This is a genomic window from Actinomycetospora succinea (assembly GCF_004363095.1).
Classification (GTDB): Bacteria; Actinomycetota; Actinomycetes; order Mycobacteriales; family Pseudonocardiaceae; genus Actinomycetospora; species Actinomycetospora succinea.
Genome location: NZ_SNYO01000002.1, coordinates 42,666 through 55,859, shown reverse-complemented (window position 1 = coordinate 55,859; position 13,194 = coordinate 42,666). Strand labels below are relative to the sequence as shown.

General features: G+C 73.7%; 11 protein-coding genes. 10 read left to right on the top strand and 1 reads right to left on the bottom strand.

Annotation, left to right across the window (positions count from 1 at the left end):
- Positions 1 to 104: 104 nt before the first annotated feature.
- The 10 genes from EV188_RS06600 to EV188_RS06555 all read left to right on the top strand — a co-directional run bounded on the left by EV188_RS06600 (position 105) and on the right by EV188_RS06555 (position 12,654).
- On the top strand, positions 105 to 2,204 hold the full coding sequence (locus EV188_RS06600; RefSeq protein WP_133825486.1) for a hydantoinase/oxoprolinase family protein: 2,100 nt from the start codon (positions 105 to 107) through the stop codon (positions 2,202 to 2,204).
- A gap of 3 nt (positions 2,205 to 2,207) precedes the next feature.
- Positions 2,208 to 4,526 carry a hydantoinase B/oxoprolinase family protein gene (locus EV188_RS06595; RefSeq protein ID WP_133825485.1) on the top strand — a complete coding sequence of 773 codons (2,319 nt, stop codon included), beginning with the start codon at positions 2,208 to 2,210 and terminating at the stop codon, positions 4,524 to 4,526.
- A 1-nt stretch (position 4,527) separates the two neighbouring features.
- Positions 4,528 to 6,126 carry an FAD-dependent monooxygenase gene (locus EV188_RS06590; protein ID WP_133825484.1) on the top strand — a complete coding sequence of 533 codons (1,599 nt, stop codon included), beginning with the start codon at positions 4,528 to 4,530 and terminating at the stop codon, positions 6,124 to 6,126.
- Positions 6,123 to 7,697, top strand: coding sequence for a (2,3-dihydroxybenzoyl)adenylate synthase (locus tag EV188_RS06585; protein ID WP_133825483.1), 1,575 nt, complete (start codon positions 6,123 to 6,125; stop codon positions 7,695 to 7,697). Before EV188_RS06590 ends, EV188_RS06585 begins: the two co-directional genes overlap by 4 nt.
- Positions 7,694 to 8,452 carry a maleate cis-trans isomerase family protein gene (locus EV188_RS06580; RefSeq protein WP_133825482.1) on the top strand — a complete coding sequence of 253 codons (759 nt, stop codon included), beginning with the start codon at positions 7,694 to 7,696 and terminating at the stop codon, positions 8,450 to 8,452. Before EV188_RS06585 ends, EV188_RS06580 begins: the two co-directional genes overlap by 4 nt.
- 9 nt (positions 8,453 to 8,461) lie before the next feature.
- Positions 8,462 to 9,688, top strand: a complete 1,227-nt coding sequence (locus EV188_RS06575) for a cytochrome P450 (RefSeq protein WP_133825481.1) — start codon at positions 8,462 to 8,464, stop codon at positions 9,686 to 9,688.
- 69 nt (positions 9,689 to 9,757) lie between these two features.
- On the top strand, positions 9,758 to 10,486 hold the full coding sequence (locus EV188_RS06570; protein WP_133825480.1) for a TetR/AcrR family transcriptional regulator: 729 nt from the start codon (positions 9,758 to 9,760) through the stop codon (positions 10,484 to 10,486).
- Positions 10,487 to 10,532: 46 nt separating this feature from the next.
- Positions 10,533 to 11,156 carry a VOC family protein gene (locus tag EV188_RS06565; protein ID WP_133825479.1) on the top strand — a complete coding sequence of 208 codons (624 nt, stop codon included), beginning with the start codon at positions 10,533 to 10,535 and terminating at the stop codon, positions 11,154 to 11,156.
- Positions 11,153 to 11,398: a hypothetical protein gene (locus EV188_RS06560; protein ID WP_133825478.1), complete on the top strand. Its 246-nt coding sequence runs from the start codon at positions 11,153 to 11,155 to the stop codon at positions 11,396 to 11,398. Before EV188_RS06565 ends, EV188_RS06560 begins: the two co-directional genes overlap by 4 nt.
- Complete coding sequence (locus tag EV188_RS06555; RefSeq protein WP_133825477.1) at positions 11,395 to 12,654, top strand: alpha/beta fold hydrolase; 1,260 nt, start codon at positions 11,395 to 11,397, stop codon at positions 12,652 to 12,654. Before EV188_RS06560 ends, EV188_RS06555 begins: the two co-directional genes overlap by 4 nt.
- On the opposite strand, the gene EV188_RS06550 is transcribed toward EV188_RS06555, so the two are convergent.
- Complete coding sequence (locus tag EV188_RS06550; RefSeq protein ID WP_133825476.1) at positions 12,629 to 13,186, bottom strand: hypothetical protein; 558 nt, start codon at positions 13,184 to 13,186, stop codon at positions 12,629 to 12,631. The genes EV188_RS06555 and EV188_RS06550 overlap by 26 nt on opposite strands.
- Positions 13,187 to 13,194 lie beyond the last annotated feature (8 nt).

Below are 13,194 nucleotides of genomic sequence, written 5' to 3'. Positions count from 1 at the left end.
GGTCGGACCCGGCAGCCCCTTGACGAGATTTCGCTGGTGTCAGATAGTCGACGCTACCGTCAAACGCGTGGCTCGGGTCACGCCTGCTCGTCGAGGAGTGGTCCATGACCTACGTGATCGGCGTCGACGTCGGGGGCACGTTCACCGACGCGGTGCTCGACGACGACTCCGGCTCGGTCATCGCGGCGAAGGCGCCGTCGACGCCGCCGGACTACTCGCGGGGCGTGCTGGACGTGCTCGAGCTGCTCGCCGAGCAGCTCGGGCGCCCCGTCGAGGACATGCTGGCCGAGACCCACCACGTCGCCCACGGCACGACGTCGAGCCTCAACGCGCTGGTGATGCGCAGGGTCCCCGAGGTCGGGTTCCTCACCACCAAGGGCCACCGCGACTCGATCTTCATCATGAACGTCGAGGGGCGCTACCTGGGCCGCAGCCCGCACGAGCTGCAGCACGTCCTCGCCCAGGACAAGGACCACCACCTGCTGCCCAAGCGGCACGCCCTCGAGGTCACCGAGCGGGTCGACCGCGACGGCAACGTCATCGTCGCGCTCGACGAGGACGAGGTCCGGGCGCAGGTGCGCACGCTCCAGGACGACGGCATCCGCGCCATCGCCGTCTCCCTGCTCTGGGCCTTCCGCAACCCCGTCCACGAGCGCCGCGTCCGCGAGCTGGTGGCCGAGATCGACCCCGACATCTACGTCGCGCTCTCCAGCGAGGTCAGCCCGCGCATCCGCGAGTTCGCCCGCAACTCCACGACGATCATGAGCACCCAGGTCGGGCCCGGCCTGCGCGACTACCTCACCAACCTCGAGACCAGCCTCAAGGAGCGCGGTCTCGCCGGCCCGCTGCTCGTCATGCAGTCCAACGGGGGCGCGGTCGCGGCCTCCGAGGCGCCGGCGCAGGCGATCTCCACCGTCGGGTCGGTGCTCACCGGCGGCGTCGTCGGCTCCAGCCAGCTCGGCCGCCGCCTCGGCCACAAGAACATCATCTCCACCGACGTCGGCGGCACGACGTTCCTCGTCGGGCTGATCGTCGACGGCGAGCCGGAGCGCGACACCACCACGGTCATCAACCACCACCCGATCAACGTGCCGACCCTGCGCGTGCACGCCATCGGATCCGGCGGCGGCGCGATCGCGTGGGTCGACGCGGGCGGCAACCTGCGCATCGGGCCGCACAGCGCGCAGGCCGACCCCGGCCCCGCCTGCTACGGCCAGGGCGGCACCGAGCCCACCAACACCGACGCGAACCTCGTCCTCGGCATCCTCCCGGCGACGGGCCTGCTCGGCGGACGCAAGGCGCTCGACGTCGAGAAGGCCCGCGAGGCGATCCGCGTCAAGGTCGCCGAGCCCCTGCACCTGAGCATCGAGGACGCCGCCGCGGCCATCCACGCCGCGCAGAACGCCCAGACCGGCGACCTGCTGCGCAAGAGCGTCGTCGAGGCCGGCCACGACCCCCGCGAGTTCGTCCTCTACGCCTTCGGGGGCTCCGGCCCGGCGTTCTGCGCGAAGTACGCGACGCACCTCGGGGTCGCCGAGGTCGTCGTCCCGCTCGGCCCGGTCGCGTCCGCGTTCTCCGCGTACGGCCTGGCCGCGTCCGACATCGCGCTCGCCCAGGAGCTCTCCGACCCCGCCCAGCTCCCCGTCGACCCGGTGCGCGCGGAGAAGAACTTCGCCCAGCTCGAGGACCAGGTCCGCCAGGGTCTCGACCGGCAGGGCCTGAAGTTCGACCGCGTGGAGATCGTCCGCGAGGTCGACATGCGCTACGCCATGCAGCTCGCCGAGGTCACCGTGCCCGTCGGCGACGGCCCGCTCGACGAGAACGCCATGAACGCCGCCGCGCAGCGGTTCGAGACCAAGTACGCCGAGCTGTTCGGCCAGGGCTCGGGCTTCAGCGCCGCCGGCATCCAGGCCATCACCTACCGCGTGCGCGGCCGCGGCGTCCTGCCGTTCAGCCCCGAGCTGCCGCCGCTGGAGACGGGCGACGGCGAGCCACCCGTCAGCGGCCGGAGGCCGGTCTACCTCGAGATCGGCCAGGGCTTCGTCGACACCCCGATCTACGACTACGCCGCCCTGCGCGCCGGCCACGTGATCACCGGCCCGGCCGTCGTCGAGGTCCCGACCACCACCGTGGTCGTCCCCGAGGGCCGCACCGGCACCGTCGACGAGCTCGGCAACCTCCACATCGTCAAGAACGGAGCCTGAATCATGGTCATGGCCGTCCCCGGCTCCGAGAGGTTCTCGAGCCGTCCCGTCGACCCCGCCGAGCTCGCCGCGCAGCTGCCGGAGAGCCTGCCGGTGCACACCGTCACGCAGGAGCAGATCGACGCGCTCGACCCGCTGACCTACGAGGTCGTGCGGCACCGCCTGTGGTCGGTCACCGACGAGATGGGCGAGGCGCTCAAGCGCATGTCCGGCTCGCCGATCGTCACCGACGCCAACGACTTCGACTTCGCCGTGAGCGACGAGCTGGGCCAGGAGGTGCAGGTCGGGCTCTACAACACGATGCTCGTCGGCGCCGTCGACCTCGCCATCTACTGGACCCTGCAGCACCGGGCGACCAACCCCGGCATCGCCGAGGGCGACATGTTCCTCACCAACGACCCGTGGGTCGGCGGCGGGCTGCACCAGAACGACGCGATGGTCTACCAGCCCGTGTTCACCGACGGGAAGCTCTTCGGCTGGACCTCGGCGATCGCCCACCAGCCCGACCTCGGGGGCGTCGGCCTCGGCTCGTTCTCCCCGGCCGCGCAGGACGTCTTCTCCGAGTCCCTGCCCACGCCGCCGATCAAGGTCGTGCGCGACGGGGTGCTGCAGGACGACGTCGCCGACGTCTGGGTCCGCCGCTCCCGCGTCCCGATGATGATCGGGCTGGACCTGCGGGCGAAGGTCGGCGCCAACACCGTCGGCCGCGACCGCCTCCTCGCGGTCATCGAGCAGTACGGCGCCGACACGGTGAAGGCCGTGATGAAGCGGATGATGGCCGACGCCGAGTCGCGGCTGCGCGGCAAGCTCACCGACCTCCCCGACGGCACCTGGCACGCCACCGGCTACCAGGACCAGTCGCACACCGGCGACCGCGGCCTGCACAAGATCACGGTCGCGATGACGAAGTCGGCGAACCACCTGACGTTCGACTTCACCGGCACGGACCCGCAGTCCGGCGTCGTCAACTGCACCTACGCCGGCATGCGCGGCGGCGTGATGCTCGCGCTGCTGCCGATCCTCGCCGGCGACATCCCGTGGTCGGCCGGCGGGCTGATGCGCTGCTTCGACCTCGTCGCCGAGGAAGGCACGATCAACAACGCCAGCTTCCCGGCGGCGGTCGGTCGCGGACCGATCGGCCCGGCGTGGCTGACCGGCAACCTCGTCGCCGAGTGCCTGAGCCAGATGCTCGACCAGGCCCCGGACCTCGACGCGCACGTCCAGGCCACGTGCTGCGGCACCTGGGACACCGCCGTGATCGCCGGGCTCGACCAGCGCGGGGCCGTCCCGACGCCGTTCCTCTCGATCATGATGGACCCGATGGCGGGCGGCTACGGCGCCCAGCCCCAGGCCGACGGCATGGACACCGGCGGCCTGTTCTGCATCCCGCTCGGGCGCGTGCCCGACGTCGAGATGACCGAGTTCCTCTACCCGGTGCTCGCGCTCTGGCGCCGCGAGGAGCCCGACTCGGGCGGTCCCGGACGGCGCCGCGGCGGCGTCGGCGCGTCGCTCGCGATCACCCCCCACGGCACGAGCTTCCCGATCGGCCTCGTCCTCGCCTCCAACGGCAAGGCCGTGAGCCAGAACAACGGGCTCGCCGGCGGCTACCCGGGCAACACCGGCGTCGAGTGGATCGCCCGCGACAGCGAGGTCGACGCGATGCTCGGCGCCGGCCGTCTGCCGGCCGGGCTCGACGAGGTCGGCGGCACCGCCGAGCTGCAGCCCTGCTACGGCGAGACCTACGTGGCGCCGGGCGAGGTCTTCACCATGTTCTGGCAGGGCGGCGGGGGCTACGGCGACCCGCTGACCCGCGACCCCGAGGACGTCGTGCGCGACGTGCGCGAGGAGAAGGTCACGGCGGCCACGGCCGAGGCGGCGTACGGCGTCGTCCTCGACGGCTCCGGCGCGGTCGACGCGCAGGCCACCGACACCCGCCGCCAGGAGCTCAAGGACGCCCGGCGGGCCCGTGGCCCCGCGGACGGCACGCGGGAGACCATCGAGCTGACGGACGCCCGGCGCCTCGACGACAACCTCGTCGCCGTCACTCTCGACGGGGTCGACCAGGTCGCGTGCCGGCACTGCGCCTCCGTGCTCGGGTCCGGCGCGGTCGGCGAGCTCGACCTCGTGCGCTACGAGGGGCCGGTCACGGACGCGGGCCCGCAGGTCGTGGACGGCGCGGGGGACTACGTCGACGGCGCGGTGCACTTCCGGCAGTACTGCTGCCCGGGGTGCTTCACGGCGATCTCGACGGCGGTCGTGCCGGTCGACCACGTCGACGACGTGACCCGCACCAGCCGCGTGCTCGCGGATGCGAGGTCCTGACGTGCAGCTCCGTCGTGTGGCCGTGCTCGGCGGCGGGCCGGGGGGCCTGTACGCCGCGCGGCTGCTCAAGCTCGCCCGGCCCGGGTGCGACGTCGTCGTGCACGAGCAGGGCGTGCCGGACCAGACGTTCGGGTTCGGGGTCGGGCTCGCCGCGCGGACCCAGCGCCGGCTCGCCGAGGCCGACCCCGCCTCGCTCGACGACATCCTCGCGAACGCGTGGTCGCACGACATGCGGATGCGCGTCGGCGGCCGCGAGGCGGGGATGAGCGTCTCCAGCCTCGTCGCGGTCGGGCGGGCGGAGCTGCTGCGGGTGCTGCAGCGCCACGCCGAGGACGCCGGGGTGAAGCTCGAGTTCGGCACGCGGCGCTCCGCCGACGAGCTGGACGCGGACCTGGTGATCGCGGCCGACGGGGTCGGGAGCGCGACCCGCGCCGCGGGGGCGTTCGGCGAGGACGTCGAAGTCGGGTCCGGCTGGTACCTGTGGGCCGGCGTCGACGTCGCGCTGCCGCACGCGCTGTTCGCGCCCGAGCACACCGAGCACGGCGTGTTCGTCACGCACGCCTACCCCTACGCGCCCGACCGCAGCACGTTCCTCGTCGAGACCGACGAGGCGACGTGGCGGGCGGCGGGGTTCGACGCGACGTCGGAGGGTCTGGGCTTCGACGAGTCCGACACCGTGGCGCTCGAGTACCTCTCCGACGTCTTCGCGAAGCACCTCGACGGCCACCGGCTGATCGGGAACCGCACGCGCTGGCTGCAGTTCCGCACGGTGCGGTGCGAGCGCTGGCACGACGGGCGGACGGTGCTGCTCGGGGACGCCGCCCACACCGCGCACTACTCGGTGGGCTCGGGGACGAAGCTCGCGATGGAGGACGCGATCGCGCTGGTCTCCTCGCTGCAGGAGGCGGACGACCTCGAGACCGCGCTGACCGCCTACGAGGAGGCGCGCCGTCCCGCGGTCACCCGCATCCAGGACATCGCGGAGCGGTCCCGCCGCTGGTGGGAGACGTTCCCGGAGCGCCTGGACCTCCCCGTCGAGCAGCTCCTCGTGGCCTACATGACCCGCGCCGGGAACGTGTCGCTCGACCGCTTCGCCGCCGGCACGCCCGACGTCGTCAACGCCGCGCTGCAGCAGTGGGCGGGCGAGGAGCCGCCTGCTGTCACCTCGGCGGCCGGGGGGTCGCTGATGGAGTGGGCGCTCGCGCGGGCGCTGCGCCCGTCGACCCCGGGCCAGGAGCCCGAGACGGCGGACGAGCACCTCGGCACCCGCGGCTTCGACGCCCGCGTCGTCCCCGACGACCCCGCGGCACTCGCGGCAAAAGGGTTCGATGTGACGGTGCTCGACGTCGGCACCGACGACCGCCCGTCGGGGCGGGAGGAGGCCGTCGAGGAGGCCGTCACCCGGGGCTCCGCGGTGATCGACATGGTGTGGCTGACCGGCGGCGACGACCGGTCCAGCGTGCTCACCCGACTCGAGGTCGCCGAGCGGCTGCGACGCCGCACCCCGGCCCTCGTCGTCGTCGCGGGCCCGCACGACCTGCGCGTCGAGCTCGCCGACGGCCTCGCCGCCGATCGCACGCACCTGGTGGCGCTGCGATGACCCGGGCCGAGTACGCCGACGTCTGGGGCACGCGGACGATCGCCGACGAGCTCCACGCCGTCGCGCTCGCCCACCCGGACCGTGACGCCGTCGTCGCCGCGCAGGGCCGTCGGACCTACGCCGCGCTCGACGCCGAGACCGACCGCATCGCCGTCGGGCTCGCGGACCTCGGGCTGGCGCCCGGCGACCCGGTGATCGTGCAGGTCACCAACCGGCTCGAGACCGTCGTCGCCTGGTACGCGCTGCTCAAGGCGGGTCTCGTGCCCGTGGCGACGCTCGCCGCGCACCGGGGACACGAGATCGCGCACATCAGCCGGGCGGTCGGCGCCCGCGCGCACCTGGTGGAAGCCGGGACGCGGGGCATCGACCTCGTCGCCTTCGCCCACGAGCAGGCGGCGGGCCACCCGACGCTGCGCCACGTCCTGGTCCTCGACGACCTGCCCGCTGCCGAGCTCGACCCCGACGAGGCGCGCAAGCGGGTCGAGGAGATCCAGCGCGGCATCGATCCCGACGACGTCGCCGTCTTCCAGCTCTCGGGCGGCACGACCGGGGTCCCGAAGCTGATCCCGCGGCGGCACGCCGAGTACTGGTACAACGCCCGCGCCTACGCCGACGTCCTCGGCTGGAGCGCCGACGACCGCGTCGGGCACCTCATCCCGGTGATCCACAACGCCGGCGTGGTGTGCGGGGTGCACGCCTCGCACGCCGTCGGCGCGTGCCTCGTGCTCACCGACCACGACCTCGACACCGCCATGCCGCTGCTCGTCGCCGAGCGCACCACCTCGGTGCTGTTCGGCCATGTCCACTACCGGGCGCCCGAGCACCCGCTCTACGACGAGCTCGCGACGACACTCCGCGTCGTCCTGCTCTCCGGGGCGAAGGTCTCGGAGGAGCTGTTCGCGGCGACGGGGCGGGGCGGGGCGTGGGTCGGGCAGCTCTTCGGGATGGCCGAGGGGATGTTCCTCGTGACCCCGCGGGGCACGTCCGCCGAGCTGCGCCGCACCACCGTCGGGGTGCCGATCTCCCCGCGCGACGAGGTGCGCGTGCTCGTGCCGGGCAGTGAGGAGGAGGTCGCCGACGGCGACGTCGGCGAGCTCTGCTGCCGCGGCCCCTACACGTTGCGCGGGTACTTCGGTGTCGACCGTCCGGAGGCGTTCACGGCCGACGGCGCCTACCGCACCGGCGACCTCGCCGCCGTCCGCGTCCTCGACGGGCACCGGGCGATCTCGATCGAGGGGCGGATCAAGGACCTCATCAACCGCGGCGGCGAGAAGATCAACGCCGAGGAGGTCGAGCTCCTCCTGCTCGCGCACCCCCACGTGGTGGAGGCGGCGCTGGTCGCGATGCCCGACCCGCGGCTGGGGGAGCGGGGCTGCGCCTACCTCGCGACCGACGGCACCCCCGTGACGCTCGAGGACCTGCGCGCGCACCTGGGCGCCCTCGACGTCGCCAAGTTCAAGTGGCCGGAGCGCGTGGAGCTGGTCGAGGCCCTGCCGCGCACGAAGGTCGGGAAGCTCGACAAGAAGGCGATGACTGCGGAGATCACGGAGAAGCTGAGGAGCGGACGTTGAGCCATCACCGTGTCGGGCTGATCGTCCCGAGCTCCAACGTCACCGTCGAGACCGAGATCCCCGCCCTGCTCGCGCGCCACCGCGACGCGACGTTCTCGTTCCACGGCAGCCGGATGCGCATGCACACGGTCTCGCCCGAGGAGCTCGCGGCGATGAACGACCAGCGGGGGCGGTGCGTCGACGAGCTCGCCGACGCCGGCGTCGACGCGCTGCTCTACGCGTGCCTGGTCGCCGTCATGGCGCAGGGCCCGGGGGAGCACCGGCGCGTCGAGTCGGAGGTCGCCGCGCAGCTGCACGAGCGGTCCGCCGACGCCGACCTGGTCTCCAGCGCCGGCGCGCTGGTGGACGCGCTGGGCGCGCTCGGTGCCCGCCGGATCGCGCTGGTGACGCCGTACGTGCGCCCGCTGGCCGAGCGGGTCGTCGCCTACCTCGAGGCGGAGGAGCTCGAGGTCGCCGACTGGGTCGCCCTCGAGGTCGCCGACAACGCCGAGGTGGGCGCCATCCCCGGCGAGCGGGTGATGGACGCGGCGCGCGGGCTCGACCTCACCGGCGTCGACGCCCTCGTGATCTCCGCCTGCGTGCAGATGCCGTCGCTGCCGCTGGTCGAGCGCGCCGAGCAGGAGCTCGGCCTGCCCGTCCTGTCCGCCGCCACGGCGGGCGCGTTCTGCCTGCTGCGGGGCCTCGGCCTCGCCCCCGACCTCCCCGACGCCGGGTCCCTCCTGCGCGCCGGCTCCACCGCTGCTCTCCACCGCTGAGGAGTCCTCGTGACCACCACCGAGTCCGACGCCGCTGCGTTCAACCCGCTCGCCCCCGGCCCGATCGACGAGGTGCGCGCCGAGCTCGCCGAGGTCCGCGCCGGCTGCCCCGTGCACCGCGTCGCCCCCGGCCTCGGGTTCGCCGGGCGCCACGAGGTCGTCCGCACGGCGCTGCTCGACCACGGGACCTTCTCGAACGAGGGCAACTTCGTGCTCGAGGGCGACGAGGGTGCCGAGCCGCCGCCCGCACTGATCACCCAGAGCGACCCGCCCGACCACACCGCCCTGCGCTCGCTGCTGCGGCCCGGGTTCGCGCGCAGGGCCATCACCGACGCCGCGCCGTGGGTCCGCGAGTACGCCGAGGAGCTCATCGACGCCCTGCCGGCCGGCGGTCCCGCCGACCTCGTGGGCCAGGTGGCGCTGCCGCTGACCGCGCGGGTCATCGCGCGGCTGGTCGGCGTCCCGGCCGAGGACTCCGACGAGCTCGCCCGGCTCTCGCTGGCGATCACCGCGATCCTGCCGGCGAGCTTCGTCGGCACCGACGAGTGGCGCCGGCTGGAGGAGTACTTCACCGCCGCCGCCCGGTCGCGGCGCACCCAGGAGAACCCGCCCGACGACCTCGTCACGCGCCTCGCGCTGGGCCGGGTCGACGGCCGCGAGCTGACCGACCAGGAGGTGGCGTTCCACTCCTGGCAGCTCTTCGTCGCGGGGCTGGAGAGCACCGCGTACACGATCGGCTCGATGGTGTACCAGCTCCTGGTCGACCGGTCCCGGTGGGAGCGGGTGCTCGCGGATCGGGAGACGGAGCGCAGCGGAGCTCGACCCGCCGGAGCGAGCTCGCTGGTCGACCAGGTGCGCGAGGAGGGCCTGCGGTACGGCTCGGCGATCCGGTGGGTGCTGCGCACGGTCACGACGGACACCGCGCTCGAGGGGGAGGCGCTCGCCGCCGACGAGCGCCTGATCATCGGCCTGGAGTCGGCGAACCTGGACACCGCCGTGTTCGGCGACGACGCCGACGCGTTCGTCCTCGACCGCCCGACGGCCCGCCGGCACTTCTCGTTCGGCCACGGCGTGCATCTCTGCCTGGGCGCGGAGCTCTCGCGCATCGAGATCTCGACGGTGCTCGAGACCCTGCTCGACCGGCTCCCGACGCTCGCGCTCGCTCCCGGCGCGACGTACGACGACGTCGCGAGCCCGATGTTCTGCGGGCCGCAGCGCGTGGACGTGGTCTGGTGACCACCGCGGGCGCGGCGCGGACGTCCGCGTGAGACGCGGACCCGTGCTGCGCCCGTATCGTCGCCGGTCATGAGCGCGGCACAACCCGACGAGCTCCCGGCCCGCAAGCCCCGCCGGGAGCTGGTCGAGGCCCAGATCTACGAGCAGGCCACCCGCCTGTTCGCCGAGCGCGGGTTCGCGGGCACGAGCCTGCAGGACATCGCGGACGCGATGGGCATGACCCGGCCGGCGCTCTACTACTACGTCAAGAACAAGGACCAGCTGCTCGCGCGCCTGGTCACCGAGATCACCGAGGGGCCCGCCGCCGCGACCGAGGCGATCGCGGACTCCGACGCCGACGCCACGTCGAAGCTGCGCGACCTCGTCCTGCTCGTCGCCGGACAGCAGGCCCGGCACGCTGCGCGCTTCCAGCTGGTGATCCGCTCGGAGTCCGAGCTGCCCGACGACCTCGCCGTCGCCCACGAGGCGGCGAAGCGCCGGGTGCTCGACGGGTTCTCCCGCGTCGTCGACCAGGGCGTGCGCAGCGGCGAGTTCCGCCCGCGCCCGGTGCGGACCACGGCGCTCGCGGTCATCGGGATGTGCAACTGGGTGGCGTGGTGGTTCCGGCCCGGTGGGGCGCAGTCGCCGGACGAGGTGGCCGACCAGATGGCCGACATGGCCGTCTCGCTGGTCGCACAGGCGCCGGACAGGCTCCCGGAGAGCCCGCGCCCCGACGACCCGGCGGCCGCGCTGCGGCTGCTGCGCCAGGACCTCGACTACCTCGAGAGCGTGCTGACGACGGAGACGTCGAAAGATTGACGCTGACGTAGAGAGCTCGTAGCCTGGTCGTCAGGAGGTACGAGACATGGCTGAGCTCGAGCACAAGGTCCGCGGTGTCGACCACGCGGCGTTCCCGACGTTCGACCCCGCGGGGACGGTGCGCTTCTACCGCGACGTCCTCGGCTTCCCGGTCGTGCACTCGATCTGCGCGGCCGGCTGGGGCCCGGAGGACCACCCGGACTTCATCCACTTCTTCTTCGACATCGGCAACGACGACCGGATCGCGTTCTTCTACTACTTCGGGCTCGAGCCCCAGCACAGCCACGGGCGCGGCGACGTCTACGCGGGCTTCGGCCCCGAGGTCCCCGAGTTCTTCGTCCGGTCGCGCCACCTGGCGATCCACGTCGACGACCAGGACGACCTGCTCGAGTACCGGCGCCGGCTGGACGACTCGCAGTGGCCGGTCGAGATGCAGATCCAGCACGAGACCATCGAGTCGATCTACACCCACGACCCGAACGGCTACATGGTCGAGTTCACCCGCGCGATGCGGCCGGTGACGCCGCAGGAGGACCTCGACGCCAACCTGACGATCGACGCGCTGCTCGACGTCGTGGGTGCCCCGGAGCCGACGTTCGGCAAGCTGCTCGCCCGCAAGGCCGAGCTGATCGTGGAGCGCGCCGCGGCCTGGGACGAGGCGCAGGTATGACCGCGCTCTACGTCCTCGACGTCCCGGAGAACACCTCGGTGGCGAAGGTGGCGGGCGAGGACGAGACCGTCACCGTCAACAAGATCGGGCCGTACTTCGAGATCACCGCGGACGGCCCGATCGTCGTCGACCGGCGCGCGACAGGCTGCCGCCACGCGGTCTGGTACTCGTGCGTCGCTGGCGTCGCCGGCGGACACATCACGCAGCACGACAAGAACGCGCTGCGGGTCGAGCCGGCATGAGTGCTCCTGCCGCCGGGCTGGGCGCCGGGCGCTACGTCGCCGTCGACGAGCGCCCCGCCGCCACCGTCACGAGCGTCCACGAGCTGACGACGGCCGACGGCGCCACGGTGCGCGGGGTGCTCGCGACCGTGCCCGGCGCCCGCACGGTCGTGTGCCTCATGCACCCGCGCCAGGACGTCACCCACCACGCGCTGGTCCCGCACCTGCTGCGCGCCGGGGCGGCGGTGTGGACCCAGCACACCCGCTCGGTCAACAACGACCTCACGCTCGTCCACGAGCAGGCGCTGCTCGACGTCGCCGCGGGCATGGTGTTCCTGCGCGAGCGGGGGTTCGACGCGGTCGTCCCGCTCGGGCACTCCGGCGGCGGCACGCTCTACGCCTTCTACCTCGAGCAGGCCGGGCTGGCGCCCGCCGACCGCCTCGCGACCACGCCCGCCGGGCGCCCGACGAAGCTGGCCGACGCGGCCATGCCGCTGTCCGACGGCGTGGTCTTCCTGGCTCCGCACCCCGGCCAGGGCCGCCTGCTGCTCGGCTGCATCGACCCCTCGGTGGCCGACGAGGCCGATCCGCTGTCGGTGGTCCCGGAGCTCGACCCCTTCCGCGCGGAGAACGGGTTCGCCGAGCCGCCGGCGAGCTCGTCGTACGCGCCGGCGTTCCTCGAGCGCTACCGCGCGGCCCAGCGCGAGCGGGTCGCGCGCATCGACGCGGTCGCCCGCGAGCACGTCGCCCGGGCCGCCGAGGCCCGCGCCGCCCACCAGCGCTCCGGCGACCCCGCCGACCGCCGCCGCGCGCTCGCCCCGCACGTGATCACGGTGTTCCGCACCGACGCCGACCCGCGCACGGTCGACCTGTCGCTCGACCCCAGCGAGCGCCCCTACGGCTCGCTGTTCGGGGCGCGGCCCGACCTCATCAACTACGGCCAGGTCGGGTTCGGCCGGCTCACCACCCCGGAGGCGTGGCTCTCGACGTGGTCCGGGCTCTCCACGCGCGCCGACTTCGCCCGCTGCGCGCCGGGGGTCACCGTGCCGACGCTGTTCGTCGAGCTCACCGGCGACCAGGCGGCGTTCCCGTCGGACACCCGCACGATGGTCGCCGCGCTCGGCGCCACGGACCGCACCCACGTCGCCGTGCGCGGCACCCACTTCGGCGGCGCGATCGCCCCGGGCGAGCCCACGGGCAACGAGCTCGCCGCGGAGCGCATCGCGACCTGGCTCGGCGAGCGCCACGAGCTCACGCCGCCCGCGCCGAGCCCATGAAGCGGGCCGGGCCCGTCACGAACCAGATCAGCGTGACGAGCCCGAGCCGCCCGAACCACGGGTCCAGCGCGGTGAGGTCGGCGCCGGGGCCGGCGAGCAGGTGCACCAGGCCGAGCGTGGCGGCGCAGATCAGCGCCGCGGCGACCCAGCGGCCGAAGCGGTCCCACTCGTGGCGGGCCCGCTCGGGACCCTGTTTCGGCACCGGGGTCGGCGCGGGTCCGCCGGCCCAGCGGTGCGCGGCGCGCACGTCGGCCCACCGCACGATGACCGGGCCGAACGCCACCGACACCCCGATGTAGATCGCGGCGAGGCCGTGGGCCATCGTCGCGGCGGATCCGGACCGGATGTCGATCACCGCTGTGGTGAGGATGCCGAGGTCGACGAGCACCGTCGACGCGAGCAGCACGGCGCCGAGCCGGGGCCGGCGCAGCAGGTAGCGGGCGGCGAGCCCGCTCGCGAGGAACACCCAGAAGAGGATCTCGCCGGCGACGAGCGCGATGAGGGCCGGCGAGGCGTACACGGCTGGAGTCATGGTGTCGA

Coding starts and splice junctions, on each gene's coding strand:
- EV188_RS06600 (WP_133825486.1), top strand. CDS start 105: ATGACCTACGTGATCGGCGTCGACGTCGGGGGCACGTTCACCGACGCG.
- EV188_RS06560 (WP_133825478.1), top strand. CDS start 11,153: ATGACCGCGCTCTACGTCCTCGACGTCCCGGAGAACACCTCGGTGGCG.
- EV188_RS06595 (WP_133825485.1), top strand. CDS start 2,208: ATGGTCATGGCCGTCCCCGGCTCCGAGAGGTTCTCGAGCCGTCCCGTC.
- EV188_RS06570 (WP_133825480.1), top strand. CDS start 9,758: ATGAGCGCGGCACAACCCGACGAGCTCCCGGCCCGCAAGCCCCGCCGG.
- EV188_RS06565 (WP_133825479.1), top strand. CDS start 10,533: ATGGCTGAGCTCGAGCACAAGGTCCGCGGTGTCGACCACGCGGCGTTC.
- EV188_RS06555 (WP_133825477.1), top strand. CDS start 11,395: ATGAGTGCTCCTGCCGCCGGGCTGGGCGCCGGGCGCTACGTCGCCGTC.
- EV188_RS06585 (WP_133825483.1), top strand. CDS start 6,123: ATGACCCGGGCCGAGTACGCCGACGTCTGGGGCACGCGGACGATCGCC.
- EV188_RS06550 (WP_133825476.1), bottom strand. CDS start 13,186: ATGACTCCAGCCGTGTACGCCTCGCCGGCCCTCATCGCGCTCGTCGCC.